Annotated in this window: 15 protein-coding genes and 1 pseudogene; 10 read left to right on the top strand and 6 right to left on the bottom strand. The window is 66.4% G+C overall.

The window, feature by feature from the left end; genetic code table 11:
- Positions 1-20: 20 nt before the first annotated feature.
- Positions 21-1,625 (bottom strand): hypothetical protein, encoded by a 1,605-nt coding sequence (locus HNP47_RS10870; protein WP_221415073.1) that lies wholly within the window; start codon positions 1,623-1,625, stop codon positions 21-23.
- A 200-nt stretch (positions 1,626-1,825) separates the two neighbouring features.
- Here HNP47_RS10870 and HNP47_RS10865 point away from each other — a divergent pair, with 200 nt between their 5' ends.
- A complete protein-coding gene (locus tag HNP47_RS10865) occupies positions 1,826-1,972 on the top strand; it encodes a hypothetical protein (protein ID WP_184279564.1) in 147 nt (48 codons plus the stop codon).
- 18 nt (positions 1,973-1,990) lie between these two features.
- On the opposite strand, the gene HNP47_RS10860 is transcribed toward HNP47_RS10865, so the two are convergent.
- A complete protein-coding gene (locus tag HNP47_RS10860) occupies positions 1,991-2,365 on the bottom strand; it encodes a hypothetical protein (RefSeq protein WP_045811590.1) in 375 nt (124 codons plus the stop codon).
- A 228-nt stretch (positions 2,366-2,593) separates the two neighbouring features.
- Between HNP47_RS10860 and HNP47_RS10855 the strand changes: the two genes are divergently transcribed.
- Complete coding sequence (locus HNP47_RS10855; RefSeq protein WP_184279563.1) at positions 2,594-4,738, top strand: malate synthase G; 2,145 nt, start codon at positions 2,594-2,596, stop codon at positions 4,736-4,738.
- On the opposite strand, the gene HNP47_RS10850 is transcribed toward HNP47_RS10855, so the two are convergent.
- From HNP47_RS10850 to cysD, 3 genes are read right to left on the bottom strand one after another with little or no spacing between them, the layout of a single operon-like run.
- Positions 4,726-5,775 (bottom strand): mechanosensitive ion channel family protein, encoded by a 1,050-nt coding sequence (locus tag HNP47_RS10850; protein ID WP_184279562.1) that lies wholly within the window; start codon positions 5,773-5,775, stop codon positions 4,726-4,728. The genes HNP47_RS10855 and HNP47_RS10850 overlap by 13 nt on opposite strands.
- A gap of 40 nt (positions 5,776-5,815) precedes the next feature.
- Positions 5,816-7,729: a sulfate adenylyltransferase subunit CysN gene (gene cysN, locus HNP47_RS10845; protein ID WP_184279561.1), complete on the bottom strand. Its 1,914-nt coding sequence runs from the start codon at positions 7,727-7,729 to the stop codon at positions 5,816-5,818.
- Entirely contained in the window at positions 7,729-8,697 is a 969-nt protein-coding gene (gene cysD / locus HNP47_RS10840) for a sulfate adenylyltransferase subunit CysD (protein WP_184279560.1), read from the bottom strand. Before cysD ends, cysN begins: the two co-directional genes overlap by 1 nt.
- A 148-nt stretch (positions 8,698-8,845) precedes the next feature.
- On the opposite strand from cysD, the gene HNP47_RS10835 reads away from it, so the two are divergent.
- Both HNP47_RS10835 and HNP47_RS10830 read left to right on the top strand, forming a co-directional pair.
- A complete protein-coding gene (locus tag HNP47_RS10835; RefSeq protein WP_184279559.1) occupies positions 8,846-9,397 on the top strand; it encodes a lipocalin family protein in 552 nt (183 codons plus the stop codon).
- 12 nt (positions 9,398-9,409) lie between these two features.
- Positions 9,410-10,732, top strand: a complete 1,323-nt coding sequence (locus tag HNP47_RS10830) for a sorbosone dehydrogenase family protein (protein WP_184279558.1) — start codon at positions 9,410-9,412, stop codon at positions 10,730-10,732.
- A gap of 58 nt (positions 10,733-10,790) precedes the next feature.
- On the opposite strand, the gene HNP47_RS10825 is transcribed toward HNP47_RS10830, so the two are convergent.
- Positions 10,791-11,354: a hypothetical protein gene (locus HNP47_RS10825; protein ID WP_184279557.1), complete on the bottom strand. Its 564-nt coding sequence runs from the start codon at positions 11,352-11,354 to the stop codon at positions 10,791-10,793.
- Positions 11,355-11,679: 325 nt separating this feature from the next.
- Between HNP47_RS10825 and HNP47_RS10820 the strand changes: the two genes are divergently transcribed.
- From HNP47_RS10820 to HNP47_RS10795, 6 genes and pseudogenes are all read left to right on the top strand, one after another.
- Positions 11,680-13,479 (top strand): long-chain-acyl-CoA synthetase, encoded by a 1,800-nt coding sequence (locus tag HNP47_RS10820; protein ID WP_184279556.1) that lies wholly within the window; start codon positions 11,680-11,682, stop codon positions 13,477-13,479.
- An 86-nt stretch (positions 13,480-13,565) separates the two neighbouring features.
- Positions 13,566-14,420: pseudogene (gene motA / locus HNP47_RS10815) on the top strand (flagellar motor stator protein MotA); the annotation flags it as partial.
- Between the two features lie 110 nt (positions 14,421-14,530).
- Positions 14,531-14,836 carry a hypothetical protein gene (locus tag HNP47_RS10810; RefSeq protein ID WP_184279555.1) on the top strand — a complete coding sequence of 102 codons (306 nt, stop codon included), beginning with the start codon at positions 14,531-14,533 and terminating at the stop codon, positions 14,834-14,836.
- Positions 14,837-14,921: 85 nt separating this feature from the next.
- Positions 14,922-16,754, top strand: coding sequence for an FAD-dependent 5-carboxymethylaminomethyl-2-thiouridine(34) oxidoreductase MnmC (gene mnmC, locus HNP47_RS10805; RefSeq protein WP_184279554.1), 1,833 nt, complete (start codon positions 14,922-14,924; stop codon positions 16,752-16,754).
- A 25-nt stretch (positions 16,755-16,779) separates the two neighbouring features.
- Complete coding sequence (locus tag HNP47_RS10800) at positions 16,780-17,166, top strand: DUF6491 family protein (protein WP_184279553.1); 387 nt, start codon at positions 16,780-16,782, stop codon at positions 17,164-17,166.
- A gap of 87 nt (positions 17,167-17,253) precedes the next feature.
- Positions 17,254-17,694 carry a hypothetical protein gene (locus tag HNP47_RS10795; protein WP_184279552.1) on the top strand — a complete coding sequence of 147 codons (441 nt, stop codon included), beginning with the start codon at positions 17,254-17,256 and terminating at the stop codon, positions 17,692-17,694.
- Positions 17,695-17,712 lie beyond the last annotated feature (18 nt).

The following is a 17,712-nucleotide window of genomic DNA, read 5'->3' as shown; positions in this document are numbered from 1 at the left end:
AACCCGCCGCGCGCCGAAAGTCACTCGCTGGCGGGAGATGGAGCGGATTCAGACGGTGTTTGCGGAGGGGTTTCCGGCTCCGGCTCGCTGATTTGAGGCGCTTCGGCGTCTTGCGTGATTTCCGGCAAGGCCTGGCCCTTTTCGATTGCGGCGATCATGCCGCTGGCGAAGACGGAGGCGGCGCCGCCGTGGGGATTGTTGGCCAACGGGTTCAGCACCGCGATCGCCTCTTCCGGCTTGCCGGTTTTCACCAGGGCGTCCGCATAGGGGAAGCGCACCGCCGCCAGCTGAGGAGCGCGGTCCAGCGCCAGGCCCAGGGTCAGCAAATCGTTGTCATTGGGATAGCCGGGCTGGGTCCGGCGAAGTTCGGACAGCAGCATAAGGGTGCGGTAGTCGTTCTGACCGGCTGCATAGGCGCGAGCGAGATAGCCGCGCGCCTGGACGCGCAACGCCTTGGCCTGGTCGTCGTCTTCGGCCTCGCGCGCCTGTTTGAGCCGCTCCTGCGCCAGGAACTGCAGGGCTTCGACATGGTCCGGATCGATTTCCAGCAGGCGTTGAAGCGCACGTTCGCCGGCGGGGCGATCACCGAAATGGAGACCGGCATGGCCGGCGGCGAGCAAGGCCAAAGGATCGTCGCCATGCCGGGCCGCCAGCCTGGCGACCTCCTGGCCCAAGGCCTGGCGATCTTCGTCGGGGACGCCGATCTTGAGCCGTTGATTGATGAGCAGGAGGTCGTCGGCGGCGGGCGACAGTCGCGTGACGCTGATGTCGGCCGTTGGAAACTGGCCGCTGAGCGTCCTGCCCATCAGGCGACCACGGGTGTAGCGTCGAAGCGCGGCCTGAAGCTCTCGCAGCGACATGCCAGTGGAAGCCTCCATCGCAGATACGGAGTCCTCGCCGGCCGAAACGCGCTTCAGATAGTCTTCGAACTGCGCCAGACGCGCAGGATCGCTGATGAACCAGTGGGTCAGCAGCCAGGCGATCGGATAGTAGGTCGCCTTCTGACTCTCGGACTGAACTTCACCCGGACGCTTGGTCAGCAGGACATCAAGCGGGATCCAGGTTTCCGCCATGATCCAGTAGGCGCGGTTCTGGTTGAACTGGCCCAGCTGAACCTTTCGATCTCGGACGTCGATGTCCGCGGTCATGTAGTATTCGGCAAAGCCTTCGACGAACCACGCCGGGTAGGATCCGGGGAAGTTGCCCAGCATGAAATGGTGGGCGTATTCGTGCATCAGGATGTCGTCGCCCGACATTCCGCCGGAGCCGTCGCCTCTGATGGCGACCGCGAAGATGTCCTCTTCCGTCGGGAAGTAGGTGCCCATCGTGTTTTCACCGCTTTGCGGATGCACACGCGTCAGGCCTCGGCGACCGCTGACGAGATAGATCGGCATCTTGCGCTGCGGCTCGGCCGACATCGAGCCGCCGTGTCGAACCTGCATGACACGATCGAAAATCTCGAGTTTCTGGACGTAATCGCGCAGGGCGCGCTCGCCGCCGTCGCTATAGACGATGAAGCGTTCGCTTTCGGCGCGCAGCCAATCCGCCCGCGCGGGCTGGGCCATTGCGGCAAACACAATCGATCCCACCGCCGCAATGGCGCAGGTCACCAGCTTCGAACTCATACAATCAGTCCCGAACATCTCTTGGGCGCGAGCGTGCAACTTCCACGCGCCGCCGTCCAGCCGATTGGTCCACGTCAAATAACCCCTCGCCATGAAGGGCTATCGGAGTCATGCTCGGTTCTGGAGGAGACGATCAGGCCGTCAGAGTCCGACGCTCCCCTCCCGGATCGATCCGGGATCATAGGGAAAGGACAAGGACGATGGCTCTCATCCATCCTCAAGACCGTATCGCCCATGCGCCGCGTGAGCGGGCGCCGCTGCATCCGGCGGTGGGGCTGGTCGTCGGCTTCGGTTTTATCGTAGCCGTGGCGACGCTGGTCCATGTGGTGTTCAACGCCGTCTTCTGACGGCGTTCCAGGCCGCGATCAGGCGGCCAGGCGGTTCCAGACGGCGCGGTCGGCAGAGACGGCGTCGAGGCGACGGCCCTTGGCCTGAAGCTGGCGCATCACCTGTTCGGGCAGGGTGCAGAAACGCGGCTCTACCAGGTCCGGATTGCAGGCGGCGGCAGGCGCCGCGAACAGAGCGGCGTTCACGTCCGGGCTGCGCTCGGCGATGAGCCAGGCCAGGCGACGGGCGCGTTCGGGATCGTTGCGATGAAGCAGCGGGTCCTCGGCGAACAGTTCGCAACCCAGTTCCAGCAGATAGTCCAGACCCAGCTTCTCGAACCGGCGCGCGTCGGCAGGCGTGACCGGGCAGGCCTCGTCCAGGTCGAACACGACGTCGTTCAGAAGAAACAGCATGGGCGAGACGCTCGACTGACCGGACGCGAGTTCGTCCGTAAGCTCACAATAGGCGCCGTCGCTTGCGGTCCCGTTCACGGACGCGGTTAAGCGTTTGTGACCAGCCGGGCTTCGCCTTGGGCGAAAAGCGACGGCGATGACGCGACGTGACCCTTGCGCCAGTGTCCGGCCTCGGCTTACCTGATCACGCATTGTTACAGGCCGGCGTCGCGCCGGAGAGAGGCCGTCATGACGACCCATGAAGATCGCGCAGGGCTGAAGGTCGCGGGCGAACTGATCGCCCTGATCGAGCAGGATGTGCTGCCGGGGCTGGGGCTTGATGCGGCGGCATTTTGGAGCGGGGCGGCGGCGATCTTCGAGCGGTTCGCGCCAGAGAACCGGGCGCTGCTGGCGCGACGCGACGCCTTGCAGGCGCAGATCGACGATTGGAACCGGGCGCGGCGGGGCCAGCCGTATGATGTGGCGGCGTCCGAGGCGTTTCTGAAAGATATCGGCTATCTGGTCGAGGAGCCGGCGCCGTTCACGATCGGGACTGAAGGCGCGGACGCCGAGATCGCGCGCATGGCCGGGCCGCAGTTGGTCGTGCCGGTGCTGAACGCTCGCTTCCTGCTGAACGCCGCCAATGCACGGTGGGGCAGCCTGTATGACGCGCTTTACGGCACGGATGCGTTGGGCGACCTGCCGGCCGGCGGCGGCTATGACGCGGCGCGCGGCGCGCGGGTGGTCGCGCGGGCCAAGGCCTTTTTGGACGATGCGGCGCCGCTGGCCGATGGTTCGCACGCGGACGTGGGCGGCTGGTCGGTGGTCGATGGCAAACTGTCGCCCGCGTTGAGGGATGCGGGACAGTTCGTCGGTTTCACCGGCGAGGCCGGCGCACCCGCCTCGATCCTGCTGGTCAACAACGGACTGCACATAGAACTGGTGATCGACCGCAGCCATCCGGTGGGGCGCGGCGATGCGGCGGGGCTGGCGGATGTGGTGCTGGAATCGGCCCTTTCGACCATCGTCGATCTGGAGGATTCCGTCGCGGCCGTCGATGCGGCGGACAAGGCCGAGGCTTATCGCAACTGGCTGGGTCTGATGCGCGGCGATCTGTCGGCGACGTTCAAGAAGGGCGGCGAGACACTGACCCGCGCTCTGGAGCCGGATCGCCAGTGGACGGCGCCGGACGGGTCGTCGGTGATCCTGAAGGGGCGCAGCCTGCTGTTCGTGCGCAACGTCGGCCATCTGATGACCACGCCGGCCATTCGCCTGGCCGACGGGTCGGATGCGCCCGAGGGGATCATGGACGCGATCGTGACCAGTTTGATCGCCCTGTATGACATCAAGGACCTGGGGGCGTTCGCCAACAGCGCGACGGGCTCGGTCTATATCGTCAAGCCGAAGATGCATGGGCCGGACGAGGCGGCCTTCACCGACCGGCTGTTCGACGCGGTCGAGGATCTGCTGGCCCTGCCGCGCCATGCGATCAAGGTCGGGGTCATGGACGAGGAGCGGCGCACCTCGGCCAATCTGGCGGCCTGTATCCACGCGGTGAAGGACCGGATCGTCTTCATCAACACCGGCTTCCTGGACCGGACAGGCGACGAGATCCACACCGCCATGCAGGCCGGGCCGGTGGTGCGGAAGGCGGACATCAAGTCCAGCCCCTGGATCGCGGCCTATGAGGCGAGAAACGTCGCCATCGGCCTGAAATGCGGCCTGTCGGGCAAGGCGCAGATCGGCAAGGGGATGTGGGCGGCGCCGGACCGGATGGCGGACATGCTGGAGCAGAAGATCGGTCATCCGAAGACGGGCGCGAACACCGCCTGGACCCCCTCGCCGACGGCGGCGACCCTGCACGCGCTGCACTATCATGCTGTCGATGTGTTCACGGTTCAGAAGGAGGTGGCCGGGCGCGAGACGCCGGGGCTGGAGGCTTTGCTGACCCCGCCGCTGGCGAACGGCGTCAACTGGTCCGAGGACGAGGTGGCGGCCGAGTTGGACAACAACGCCCAGGGCATACTGGGCTATGTCGTGCGCTGGATTGATCAGGGCGTGGGGTGTTCCAAGGTGCCGGACATCCACGACATCGGCCTGATGGAAGACCGGGCGACGCTGCGGATCAGTTCGCAGCATATCGCCAACTGGCTGCTGCACGGGGTCTGCACGACCGATCAGGTCGAAGCGGCCTTCCAGCGCATGGCGGCCAAGGTCGATGGTCAGAATGCGGGCGATCCGCTTTATCGGCCGATGGCGGCGGACCCGGATAGCAGTCTGGCCTATCAGGCGGCGCGGGCGTTGGTGTTCGAAGGCGTCGAGCAGCCGAACGGCTATACCGAGCCATTGCTGCATGCCTGGCGGTTGAAGGCGAAGGCCGCTCAGTCCGTCTGACGGGCCTTGGGTGAAGCGGGCGGTTCCGGGATCTCCGCTTCATCGTCGGCCATGACGTCGTCGGCGGCGTCGTTGGCGGTTCGGGCGGGGCTTTGCGGGCCGGTCGGTCGCGGTGGTGCGCCGACGCCGTAGCCTAGGCGCTTCAAGGCTTCTTCGCCATCCAGGCCGAAGGCGGTGCGCAGGCGAAGATCGGTCTGGGGCACCGGCACCTCGACGCCCGCTGAATCCAGGGCGTCGGCGATCAGCCAGGTGTAGGCGGCGTGCATGGCCGCCGGACGTTTGACGGCGTCACGCGTCGGCCAGACCACCAGTTCGAACGCCAGGCCCCGATCGCCGAAGGCCACCAGCCAGACCTGGCTCTTGCGGGCCTCCGTCTCCGGCAGGGTGAAGGGGCTGGCGCGGGCGGCGGCCAGGACCGCATCGCGCACCTGTCCCCGGTCCGAGCCATAGGCGACGGTGAAGGGCACATGGATGCGGCGGGTGTCGCCCTTCATGGTCCAGTTGGTGACGGGCTGTTCGATGAAGCGCGAGTTGGGCACCAGGACATTGACGTTGTCGTTGGTGCGGACACGGGTGGCGCGAGGGCCGATCTCCATGATGGCGCCGCGGATGCCGATGTCTTCGATCTCGATATAGTCGCCGACCGACACCATCCGGTCGAAGATCAGGAACAGGCCGGAGACGAACTCCTTGACCACGCCCTGCAGCCCGAGACCCACGCCGATGCCGAGCGCGCCGGCGAAGACGGTCAGGGACGACAGGTTCAGCCCCGCCGCGGACAGGGCCGACATGATCCCCACGACGATGATGCCGTAGCCGGCCAGACGCTCCAGCAGATAGATCGCCTGACGGCTGCGGTCCGAGCGCTCGCGCACCCGGCGCAGCGACCGCGTCACCAGCCAGTGGGCGGCGAAGGCGATCAGGAGGATGACGCCCGCGCTGATCAGACCGCCCAACGTCAGATTGATCCCGGCGATACGGGCGATCTGCGACTGCTCGATGGTGTCGAGGCCCAGCTTCTGGATCGGATTGGTCATCGCATCCTAGAGCGTCCAGCGAACGGTCAAGGTTCCGAACCTAGATGGCGAAGTCCTCGGTCGAGAAGCGCCCATCAAGCCAGGCGACGATGCGCTCGGCTGCGTCCTCGGGCGACATGGTGGTGGTGTCCACGACGATCTCGGGGCTTTCGGGGTCTTCATAAGGGCTGTCGATGCCGGTGAAGTTTTTGAGCTCTCCCGCGCGGGCCTTCTTATACAGACCCTTGACGTCGCGAGCCTCGGCGACCGCCAGCGGCGTATCGACATGGACCTCGACGAACTCGCCCTCGCCCAGCAGGTCGCGGGCCAGACGGCGTTCAGCGCGGAAGGGCGAGATGAAGCTGACCAGGACGATCAGGCCCGCGTCCACCATCAGTTTCGACACCTCGGCGACGCGGCGGATGTTCTCGACCCGGTCCTCCTCTGTAAAGCCCAGGTCGCGGTTCAGGCCGTGGCGGACATTATCGCCGTCCAGCAGATAGGTGTGGCGACCGTCGGCGTGCAGCCGCTTTTCCACCAGATCGGCGATGGTCGATTTGCCTGCGCCCGACAGGCCGGTCAGCCAGATGACGCGCCCTTTTTGGTTCTTGATGGCCGCCCGAGCGTCCTTGTCGACCGACAGGGCCTGCCAATGGATGTTGTGGGCGCGGCGCAGGGCGAAGTGCAGCAGACCAGCCCCGACCGTGCGGTTCGAGATGCGGTCGATCAGGATGAAGCCGCCCAGATCCTTGTTTTGGGCATAGGGGGCGAAGGCGATGGAGGCGTCCAGCGACAGGTTGCAGACGCCGATCTCGTTCAGTTCCAGCCGCTTGGCCGGTTGCTGCTCCAGGGTGTTGACGTTCACCTTGTGCTTGGGCTCGGTGATGGTGGCGCCCACCAGTTTGGCGCCGATCTTGAGCAGGTAAGGGCGGCCCGGCAGCAGGGGCTCGTCGTCCATCCAGACCACGGTGGCCTCGAACTGATCGGCCGCCTCGGGCGGGGCGTCGGCGCTGGCCAGGACGTCGCCGCGCGAGACATCGATCTCGTCGGCCAGGGTCAGGGTGATCGACTGGCCGGCGACGGCCAAACCCAAGTCGCCGTCGGCGGTGACGATGCGGGCCACGGTCGAGGTCTTGCCCGACGGCAGGACGCGGACGGGATCGCCGGGCCGCACCGTCCCGGCGGCGATCTGGCCGGAGAAGCCGCGGAAGTCGAGGTTGGGCCGGTTGACCCACTGCACCGGCAGGCGGAACGGATCGGCCTGAAGATCGTCGCCGACCTCCAGCGATTCCAAAAGGCTCATCAGCGGTGGGCCGGCGTACCAGGGCGAATGGCTGCTGGGTTCGGTGTTGTTGTCGCCGCGCAGGGCCGACATCGGTATGGCGTCGAAGGTCTGGAGCCCGATCTGGCCAGCGAAGGTGCGGAAGTCGGCGACGATGGCGTCGAACACCGCCTGCGACCAGCCCATCAGGTCCATCTTGTTCACCGCCAGGACGACGTGGCGGATGCCCAGCAGGCTGACCAGATAGGCGTGACGGCGCGTCTGGGTCAGCACGCCGCGCCGGGCGTCGATCAGGATGACGGCGGCGTCGGCGGTCGAGGCGCCGGTGACCATGTTGCGCGTGTACTGCTCATGGCCGGGCGTGTCGGCGACGATGAACTTCCGCTTTTCGGTCGAGAAGAAGCGATAGGCCACGTCGATGGTGATGCCCTGCTCCCGCTCGGCAGCCAGACCATCGACCAGCAGGGCGAAGTCGATGTCGCCGCCCTGGGTGCCGACGCGGCGGCTGTCCGCCTCCAGCGCCGCCATCTGATCCTCGAAGATCATCTTGGAGTCGTAGAGCAGTCGCCCGATCAGGGTGGACTTGCCGTCGTCCACGCTGCCGCAGGTGATGAAGCGCAGCAGGCTCTTGTGCTGGTGGGCGTCCAGATAGGCGTCGATATCCGCGGCGATCAAATCCGATTGGTGAGCCATCAGAAATAGCCCTCCTGCTTCTTCTTCTCCATCGAGGCGGACTGGTCGTGGTCGATCATCCGGCCCTGGCGTTCCGAGGTGGTGGTCAGCAGCATTTCCTGGATCACCTCGGGCAGGGTCGCGGCCGTGCTCTCGACTGCGCCGGTAAGGGGGTAGCAGCCCAGGGTGCGGAACCGGACGGACTTCATCTGCGGCGTCTCGCCGGGGCGCAGCCGGAACCGGTCGTCATCGACCATGATCAGGGCGCCGTCACGTTCCACCACCGGCCGTTCGGCGGCCAGATACAGCGGCACGATGGGGATCTGCTCGAGGTGGATGTATTGCCAGACATCCAACTCGGTCCAGTTTGAGATAGGGAAGACGCGGATGCTCTCACCGGGCTTTTTGCGCGTGTTGTAGAGCCGCCAGAGTTCAGGCCGCTGGTTCTTGGGGTCCCAACGGTGTTCGGCGGTGCGGAAGGAGAAGATGCGTTCCTTGGCGCGCGATTTCTCCTCGTCGCGACGGGCGCCGCCGAAGGCCGCGTCAAAGCCGTAATGGTTCAGGGCCTGTTTCAGACCTTCGGTCTTCCACAAGTCCGTGTGCAGGGCCGAGCCGTGATCGAAGGGGTTGATGCCGCGCGCGACGGCGCCGGGGTTCTGGTGGACCAGCAGTTCGACGCCCAGATCGGCGGCGGCCCGTTCCCGCATCGCGTACATGGCGCGGAACTTCCACGTCGTGTCGACGTGCAGAAGCGGGAAGGGCGGCTTGGACGGATAGAAGGCCTTCTTCGCCAGATGCAGCAAGACGGCCGAGTCCTTGCCGATCGAGTACAGCATGACCGGACGCTCGACCTCGGCCGCCACCTCGCGCAGGATATGGATACTCTCGGCCTCCAGGCGCTGTAGGTGCGTCAGGCGCGGCGCGGACAGGGCGAGGCTGTTTCTGGTTAGGGTGGCGATATTCACCGAGGCGTCTCCGTCGAACGCCATGTGACAACGCCAATGTGCGCCAGGGGACAAGCGAGGGTTCCTGTTCCCCGCTAGGAGATTTTCGGCCCGCAGCGTCCGATTTCGTCGTCGGAGCGTAACGGAACCAGGGTCGCTGAAAGCGGCTTATGGCATCAAAACGGAAACGCCCATGTCCAGCCTGAAATCCCTCGCCGCATCCGCCGCCGCCGCGATCGCGCTGGCGGGATGCGTGACCGCACCGTCTCCATCCGAATATCGCGCGCCGCAGCCGGCCAAGCCGGTGGATGTGCAGCGTCTGTGGTCCGGGCGTTGGCACGAGATCGCGCGCCTGCCGGATCGGCTGACCGACGGCTGCGTCGCCGGCGTGTCGATCTATACGCCGGTGGAGGGGACGCGGGTCGACGTGCGCGACACCTGTCAGGTCGGCACGCCGGCCGGCAAGGAAAAGGCTATCGGCGGACGGGGCGAAATCCTCGACCCAGGCACCAACGCCAAGCTGAGGGTCAAATACCTGGCCGGGTTTGTGACCTGGGACTATTGGGTGCTGGACCGGGCGGACGACTACAGCTGGTTCATATCGGCGGATCCGACCTTCAATCGCCTGTTCATCTACACGCGCGACCTGCCCAGCGAGCAGCAGGTGCGCGCCTTGACCGAACGGGCGCGGGCCCTCGGATACGACGTCAGTCGACTGGAGTTCCCGGCCCAACCAGCGCGGTAAGGATCAAAGGTTATGCGCTCTTCCCGGACGGTCTTGTTCGCCTCGACACTGCTTGCGACGGTGATCGGTCTGGGAGCCTGCGCTGGCGGAACAGCCTTGCCCGTCGCGGCGGGATTTGGTCCAGACCCGCAACTGCCAGAGCCGCGTCAGGGCTTGCTGCCTACCGTCAATATCGCCCCGGCGTCGAGCTGGCCCGAAGGCGCGACGCCGGTCGCGGCGGCGGGATTGCGCGTACAGGCGTTTGCGACAGGCCTGGATCACCCGCGCTGGCTCTATCGCCTGCCCAACGGCGATATTCTGGTCGCGGAGTCGAATGCGCCGCCCAAACCCGAAGACAAGAAGGGCGGTCTGCGTGGCTGGGTGATGGGCAAGGTCATGGCCGAGGCCGGCGCCGGTGTCCCGAGCCCCAACAAGATCGTCCTGCTGCGGGATGCGGATGGCGACGGCGCAGCGGAGATCACGACCGATTTCGTGACCGGACTGAACTCGCCATTCGGCATGGCTCTGGTCGGCGACCGGCTGTATGTCGCCAATGCCGATGCGGTGGTGGCCTTTCCGTATCGGAGCGGCCAGACGCGGATCGACGCTGCATCCACGAAGGTCGCGGACCTGCCTGCCGGCCGCAATCACCACTGGACCAAGAGCCTTGTCGCCAGCCCGGACGGGCGGAGGCTGTATATCGGGGTCGGATCCAACTCCAACGTCGGCGAAAACGGCCTGGACGAGGAAGTCGATCGCGCCGCCATCCTGGAGATCGATCCGGCGACGGGCGCGCGGCAGGTCTATGCCTCGGGCCTGCGCAATCCGGTCGGCATGGATTGGAACCCGCAGACCGGCCAGCTGTGGGTGGCGGTCAACGAGCGTGATAAGATCGGCGACGATCTGGTGCCCGACTATATGACCTCGGTGACACCAGGCGCCTTCTATGGCTGGCCGTGGAGCTATTACGGCCAGACTGTCGATACGCGCCCACCCGCCAATCCGGCGATGGTCGCGCGCGCGATCCGGCCGGATTACGCCCTGGGCGCGCACACGGCGTCGCTGGGGCTGACATTCGGACAAGACGCGAGCCTGTTGCCGCCAGCCTTGCGCTCGGGCGTTTTCGTCGGCCAGCATGGATCGTGGAATCGCAGCGTCCGCAGCGGATACAAGGTGATCTTCGTGCCGTTCGTCGATGGGCGTCCCGCCGGGCCGCCGCAGGATGTTCTGACCGGATTTCTGAACGCCCAAGGTCAGGCTCAGGGCCGGCCCGTCGGGGTACAGATCGACCGGCAAGGCGCGCTGTTGGTCGCCGACGACGTGGGCAATGTCATCTGGCGCGTCAGCGGCGCCTGACCCTCGATCATAGAAAAAGCCCCAACCGAGGCCGGGGCTTTCCATTATTCTGCTGAGATCAATTCAGCGGCTGGACCGTAATCGCGGGAGCGGCGGGTGTGGTCGCGACCGGAGCCGGGGTCGAGGCTGCGGGCCCGGTGTTCAACTGGCTGGTGCTTGACGTCGAAGCGGCCGGCGCACTGTAGGCTTGCGGACCTGCAGGCGTAGCAGGCGTTTCAACACGAGCGGCGGCCGGGCGTTCAACCACTGGCGCAGCGCGACGGGCCACGGGTTCGGCGCGGCGAGCGACCGGCGCAGGGGCGGCAGCGGGCGTTGGCGCCGCAGCCGGCGTGGGCGCGACCTCAGCTGGGGCGGGCGTGACCGGCGCCTGGGCGGCCGTCATTGCGGCGGGCGCGGTCTGCATGGCCGGTGCGGCGGTCTCGGCGGGCTGGGCCGGAGCAGCCTGTTCGCCGCCCATCATCATGGCGACGCCGCTGCCCAGCAGCACGACTGCGCCGATTGGGGCCAGGATCATCCAGGTCTTCACCGACTTCTTGGACTTTGTCGTGCGGGCGTAGCGCGGAACGAAGGTCGTGTCGTCAGCGCGGGCTTCGGTGTTGGCGTTGGCATAGGTCATAGACATTGTTTCTGTCCTCCATAACGTCGATCAACCAACCCGCCGTCCGGCAACGCCGTTCCGCGTAGTGCGCAAAAGCCCTGAAGAAACACCGTTTCCGCCCGGAATGGGGCGAAGACCGTGCGCGCGTCCGCCGCATTTGCCGTCAATGCGGCAATAAAAAGCAGAGCGGCACTCTGGATTTCCGCCGCGTCAAGCGAACAAATGGATCACGGCTGCACGGCAATTCGTCAGGTTCGCGAAGGATTGCGGACCCTACGGTTGACCCGACCGGCCGCCTTCGTCCATCACCGGACCGGGTGGAACACGCATTGACCGGAGTACGGCGCGCATGGGTTTTGTAGCCAATATCCGTAGGGATGTCCGGTTCGCGCGCGGCCTGTTCCGTCTGTTGAAACGCATCAAGCCCATCGAGTTGGACAGCGACGTCCTGCTTTGCGACGACTTCGAAGAAGCCGTCGACAAGTTCGCCGACAACATCGCCATCGACGACGGTCAGCGCACCCTGACCTATCGCGACCTGGACGCCATGGCCAACCGCTTCGCCCACTGGGCCAAGAACCGGGGACTGCGCCGCAGCGACACCATCGCCCTGATGATGACCAACCGGATTGAGTATCTGGCGGCTTGGATCGGCTTCTCCAAGGTCGGCATCGCCACGGCCCTGATCAACACCAATCTGAACGGACAAGGGCTGGCCCACTGCCTGGCCATCTCCAAGGCCTTCAACGTCGTCGCGGACGAGGATTGCTGGCGTCAGATCGAGGAGGCGCGGCCTCTGGTCGATCACAACCTGGCGCTCTGGGTTCTGGGCCTGACCGACGATCTGGAGACCAGCGACCGTCGCGGCCTGGACAAGCCCGTGCGCGGCGGATCCTCGGTGCGGCCGTCCAAGTCGGCGCGCGAAGGCCTGACCAACCGCGACACCGCCCTTTATATCTACACCTCCGGCACTACCGGTCTGCCCAAGGCGGCGCGCATCCCGCATTCGCGCGCCCGCACCTATATGCGCGCCTTCGCTGGCGCCACGCGTTCGACGCCCGAGGACCGGATCTTCAACGTCCTGCCGCTGTATCACTCGACCGGCGGTCTGGTCGGGGTGGGCGCAGCGCTGCTGAACGGCGCGCGGCTGGTGATCCGCAAGAAGTTCTCGGCCAGCACCTTCTGGCCCGACGTGCGCTCGTCGGGCGCGACCATGTTCGTCTATATCGGCGAACTGTGCCGCTATCTGGTCAACTGCCCGCAGCACGAGGACGAAACCAAGCACAAGCTGCGTCTGGCGTTCGGCAACGGCCTGCGCGCCGATGTGTGGCCCGACTTCCAGAGTCGGTTCAAGATTCCTGACATCCTGGAGTTCTATGGCTCGACCGAAGGCAATGTCTCGCTGTTCAACTTCGACGGCAAACAGGGCGCGATCGGTCGGGTGCCGAGCTTCCTGAAGTCGCAGATCAATATTCGCCTGGTCGAATTCGACGTGGAGACCGAACAGCCCATCCGCGGCTCGGACGGTCTGTGTCGCCTGGCGCGCGTCGGCGAGGTCGGCGAGGCCATCGGCCTGATCGGCAACGACATCCGCCACGACTTCTCGGGCTATGCCGACAAGGCCGCCTCGCAGAAGAAGATCCTGACCGACGTGTTCAAGAAGGGCGACCGCTGGTTCCGCACCGGCGACCTGATGAAGCAGGACAAGGAAGGCTATTTCTACTTCGTCGATCGGATGGGCGACACCTTCCGCTGGAAGGGCGAGAACGTCTCGACCTCTGAGGTCGAACAGGTGCTGATGGACGCGCCGGGCGTGACCGAAGCCATCGTCTATGGCGTGCCTGTGCCGGCCCAGGACGGCAAGGCCGGAATGGCGGCCCTGGTGGTGGAGGGCAAGTTCGACGCCCAGGCCTTCTCCGACCATGTCGAGGCCAAGCTGCCCGCCTATGCCCAACCGGTGTTTGTGCGGCTGATCAAATCGGCGGAGACGACCGGCACCTTCAAATACCGCAAGGCCGATCTGGTAGTGGACGGGTTCGATCCGTCCAAGACCGGCTCCGCCCTCTATGTGCGGGGCGGGGCTGCGGGCTATCAGAAGCTGACGGCGGCGGGACGCAACGCCATCCTGAAGGGCGAAAGCCGTCTGTAACGACTGGGAAGGCGGCGTTCGCGAAACGCCGTCTTAATGATTAATGGCGATAGTCCCGACCTCTCGCGTCAGGATTGTTCGCCTCCATGTTCCAGATCATCGGCATCGTGCTGCTGTTCGGCCTCGTCTTCGGCAGCTACGCCATTTCGGGCGGCAAGTTCGAAGTGATCCTGCACGCCGCGCCGCACGAGCTGATGGCCATCGGCGGGGCGGGCATAGCCGCGTTCCTGATCTCCAACTCGCTGCCGGTGATCAAGGGTTCCATGGCGGGGCTGGGCAAGACCTTCGCCGGGCCTAAGTGGAAGAAGCAGGACTACAAGGACCTGCTGTCGCTGCTGTTCCAGCTGACCAAGACGATGAAATCCAAGGGCGTGGTGGCGCTGGAAAGCCATATCGAAAAGCCCAAGGAATCGACCATCTTCCAGAAGTACCCCAAGGTGCTGAAGGACCATTTCGCCGTCGACTTCATCTGCGACACCCTGCGGATGATGACGATGAACCTGGAGGATCCGCACCAGGTCGAGGATGCGATGGAAAAGCAGCTCGAAAAGCACCATCACGAGCATCTGGAAAACGCCCACGCGCTTCAGAACCTCGCCGACGGCCTGCCTGCGCTGGGCATCGTCGCGGCCGTGTTGGGGGTCATCAAGACCATGGGTTCGATCACCGAGCCGCCCGAGGTGCTGGGCGGCATGATCGGCGGCGCCCTGGTCGGCACCTTCATGGGCGTGTTCCTGGCCTATGGTCTGGTCGGTCCGTTTGCGGCGCGCCTGACGGCCATCATCAACGAGGAAGCCGCCTACTATAAGATCATCCAGTCGGTGCTGGTCGCCCACCTGCACGGCAACGCCGCCCAGATTTCGGTCGAGATCGGCCGGGGCGACATCCCGTCATCAGCGCAGCCTTCGTTCGGCGAGATGGAAGAGGCGCTGAACAGCATCACCGCCGACTGATCCCGACTTTCGTGATCTTAACTTGCCCTGCGTCGCGCGGCGGCCCTATCGTTTGCGCCAAGAGACGTTCCGGTCTCGCTAGCTTCGGAGACATCTTCATGCGTATCAAAGCCCTCGTCGCCGCATCCGCCGCGCTCCTGGTCCTGGCCGCCTGCAGCAAGGCCCCGGAAGAAAAGGCCGAGGCGCCGGCCACCGATGCGGTCGAGGCCGCCGGCAGCGCCGAAGAAGCCGCCCTGACCGTCGATCAGGCGGCCAAGGACGCCGAAGCGGCGGCCAATCAGGCCATTCAGGAAGACACCGCCGCCCAGGCCGCCACGACGATGCAGGGCGCCGATGCCTCCGCCGCCGCGCCGGCGCCTGTCGCGCCGGCCGAACCTGCGCATGGTCCGTCGGCCGCCCACTAGGCCGCGTCGCAACCAAAGACCGAAGAGGCCGCTCCGACCGGGGCGGCCTTTTTCATGTCGGCGACGAAGGTGCTAGAGCCGCGCGATGACGCCTGATGACGACGCCTCGCCCCTGCTGACCTGGACCGAAGAGGGCGAGCCGCGCTCCGGCCGGTTCGGCGACGTCTATTTTTCGCGAGACGACGGCCTGGCCGAAACGCAGGCGGTGTTTCTGGACGGTTGCGGCCTGCCGGACGGCTGGACCGGTCGGGACCATTTTACGGTGGCCGAGCTGGGGTTCGGCACGGGGTTGAACATCGCCGCCCTGCTGGATCTATGGCGACGGACCCGGCCCGAGGGCGGGCGGCTCAACATCTTCTCTATCGAGGGGTTTCCGTTGACGGCGGCGGAAGCGGCGCGGGCGCTGGGCGCCTGGCCCGAACTGACGGAGGCGACCGAGGCCTTGATCGCAAACTGGCCGGCCGCGACGCCGGGCTTTCACCGGGTGGACCTGCCGGATTTCAACGCCGTGCTGGACCTGGCGGTGGGCGATGCGGCCTGGGCGCTGGAGCAGTGGTCGGGATCGGCGGACGCCTGGTTTCTGGACGGTTTCTCGCCTGCGCTGAACCCGGGCATGTGGTCGCCCGAAGTGATGGCCTTGATCGCCAAGCGCTCGGCGCCGGGCGCGCGCCTGGCCACCTTCACCGTCGCGGGGGCCGTCCGCCGGGGCCTAGCCGAGCAGGGGTTCGTCGTCGAGAAGCGCCCCGGTCATGGCCGCAAGCGCGAGCGTCTTGAGGCCCATCTCCCCTCGGTTTTCGAACCATCGCCGCCGCCCCGCGTCGTGGTAATCGGCGCGGGCATCGCCGGCGCATCGGTGGTGCGGGCCCTGAAGGCGCAGGGCGTCCGGGCGATGGTGTTCGAGGGCGAGCGCCCCGGCGCGGGCGGCTCGGGCTTTCCGGCGGCCCTGGTTACGCCGCGTCTTGATGCTGGCGACCACGGCATCGCCGCCCTGCACGCCCAGGCGCTGGAGCGGGCGCGGCATCTCTACGCCGCGATCCCGGACGCCGTGACGGGCCATGGCGTGTTGCAACTGCCCCAGGCGCCGCGCGATGCCGCCCGGTTTGAAAAGATCGCTCGTCAGCCGATCTGGAATGACGATGAAATGTCGGTGCTGGACGACGGGGAGGCGTCAGCCGTCGCCGGCGAAGCGACGGGGCAGGGCGGTCTGCTGATGAAGGGGGCATTCGCGGTGCGCCCTGCGGCGGTGCTCTCGAACTGGCTGGCCGACGCGGAGATGCACTCTGAGCCCGTGACACGGCTGGAGCGCGCCGACGGCTGCTGGCGGCTGATCGGCGACGACGACGTCGTGACGGGCGAGGCCGATGCGGTGGTTCTCGCCGCCGGCTGGGGATTGGCCGCCCTGCTGAACGGGTTCGACCAGACGCCGCGCCTGTCGCCCGTTCGGGGCCAGGCAGACTGGATCGACGGGGACGTGACCGTCCACCCCATGGCCTGGGGCGGCTATGCGGCTCCGACGGGCCAAGGGGTACTGTTCGGCGCGACCCATGATCGGGGCGACACCGACACGGCGCCGCGCGGGGACGACAGCGCGCGAAATCTGGCGAACCTGGAAGCGCGCCTGCCAGAGTTGGCCAAGCGCATCGCGGCGGCTGGGCCAATCCAGAGCCGCGCCGCGATCCGCGCCACCACGCCGGATCGCCTGCCTGTGGCGGGCCCTCTCGATGACGGCCTCTATGTGCTCGGCGGTCTGGGGTCGCGCGGCTTTTGCGTCGCGCCCTTGCTGGGCGAGCATATCGCCGCCCTCATCCTTGGTCAGCCCTCGCCGCTGCTGCGCGATCTGGCGGCGCGCGTGTCGCCCCGTCGGTCTGCGGTTCTGACGGACGCCCTTGCATCGTCGCCGCCTACGCGCGCAGGATGAAGCGGGGCTTGTTCAGGAGTTGAATGTGCATCGTCTTATCCTGTCGTCGGCGGCCCTCCTCGCCTTGTCAGCCTGTGCGCCATCGCCGGGCGTGGCGACGGCCAGCCGCGCCGACGCCGGCCAGTGCTTCCGGCCCAATCTGGTGCGCAACTTCACGGCGCCGAACGACCAGACCCTGTATGTCCGCACGGCCGACGCCGGGATGTTCCAGATCGAAACCCCCTTCTGTCGCGACATGACCCGCGCTCTGTCGATCGCGCTGGAACCGGTGGCCGGATCCAGCCGCCTGTGTCCCGGCGATCAGGCCGCCTTGCTCACCCCAGCGACGGGCCCTCAACCGTGCCGCGTGCGGATCATAAAGAAGCTGACGACCGCAGAGATCGAGGCCCTGCCGTCTCGCGATCGGCCCTGATCGAAAACGCGTTCGGGGCCGTCGGGAGAGATTGAATTCTCGCGCGCGCGGGTATGAAATGGTCGCCTTGCCTGGGGAGGGAAGAGGATGATCAGAACAATCGGCGTGGCGGCGATCCTGGCGATGGCGGCGATCGCATCGCCATCAGCAGCCGAAAGCTGGGCTGCGTTTTCACGCAGCGACGCCACCGTCTATCTGGTGGATGTCGATGCGCTGACGCCGGTGGACGGCGTGGCGACGACGCGGATGGCGCGGGTGCCTGCGCGTGGCGAGGCGACCAATCTCAGCCATGAAACCGAGGAGGTCATGGTGCGGTGTTCGGACGGCCAGTCGCGTTCGGGCGCGACGGTGACCTATGGCGCGGACGGGGCGGAAACCGATCGCTATTCCGAGGACACGCCGTGGGAAGCGACGCCGGCCGGCGGCATCTATGGTGCCATCAAATCCTTCGCCTGCGAGGACATGCGGCCCCAGACTGCGGCGTTTCCCACCATCCAGGCCTTCATCGCGGGTGGGCGCGGCCAGTAGGCCGCGCCCCTTTCGCCA

Source organism: Brevundimonas vesicularis (assembly GCF_014204545.1).
Classification (GTDB): domain Bacteria; phylum Pseudomonadota; class Alphaproteobacteria; order Caulobacterales; family Caulobacteraceae; genus Brevundimonas; species Brevundimonas vesicularis_B.
This window is presented reverse-complemented; position numbering and strand designations above follow the sequence as displayed.

Excerpts from the sequence above, each read along its gene's own strand:
- HNP47_RS10830 (WP_184279558.1), top strand. The coding sequence starts at position 9,410 with ATGCGCTCTTCCCGGACGGTCTTGTTCGCCTCGACACTGCTTGCGACG.
- HNP47_RS10865 (WP_184279564.1), top strand. The coding sequence starts at position 1,826 with ATGGCTCTCATCCATCCTCAAGACCGTATCGCCCATGCGCCGCGTGAG.
- cysN (WP_184279561.1), bottom strand. The coding sequence starts at position 7,729 with ATGGCTCACCAATCGGATTTGATCGCCGCGGATATCGACGCCTATCTG.
- HNP47_RS10855 (WP_184279563.1), top strand. The coding sequence starts at position 2,594 with ATGACGACCCATGAAGATCGCGCAGGGCTGAAGGTCGCGGGCGAACTG.
- HNP47_RS10795 (WP_184279552.1), top strand. The coding sequence starts at position 17,254 with ATGATCAGAACAATCGGCGTGGCGGCGATCCTGGCGATGGCGGCGATC.
- HNP47_RS10825 (WP_184279557.1), bottom strand. The coding sequence starts at position 11,354 with ATGTCTATGACCTATGCCAACGCCAACACCGAAGCCCGCGCTGACGAC.
- HNP47_RS10870 (WP_221415073.1), bottom strand. The coding sequence starts at position 1,625 with ATGAGTTCGAAGCTGGTGACCTGCGCCATTGCGGCGGTGGGATCGATT.
- HNP47_RS10810 (WP_184279555.1), top strand. The coding sequence starts at position 14,531 with ATGCGTATCAAAGCCCTCGTCGCCGCATCCGCCGCGCTCCTGGTCCTG.
- HNP47_RS10850 (WP_184279562.1), bottom strand. The coding sequence starts at position 5,775 with ATGACCAATCCGATCCAGAAGCTGGGCCTCGACACCATCGAGCAGTCG.
- cysD (WP_184279560.1), bottom strand. The coding sequence starts at position 8,697 with ATGGCGTTCGACGGAGACGCCTCGGTGAATATCGCCACCCTAACCAGA.
- HNP47_RS10820 (WP_184279556.1), top strand. The coding sequence starts at position 11,680 with ATGGGTTTTGTAGCCAATATCCGTAGGGATGTCCGGTTCGCGCGCGGC.
- HNP47_RS10835 (WP_184279559.1), top strand. The coding sequence starts at position 8,846 with ATGTCCAGCCTGAAATCCCTCGCCGCATCCGCCGCCGCCGCGATCGCG.
- HNP47_RS10860 (WP_045811590.1), bottom strand. The coding sequence starts at position 2,365 with ATGCTGTTTCTTCTGAACGACGTCGTGTTCGACCTGGACGAGGCCTGC.
- mnmC (WP_184279554.1), top strand. The coding sequence starts at position 14,922 with ATGACGCCTGATGACGACGCCTCGCCCCTGCTGACCTGGACCGAAGAG.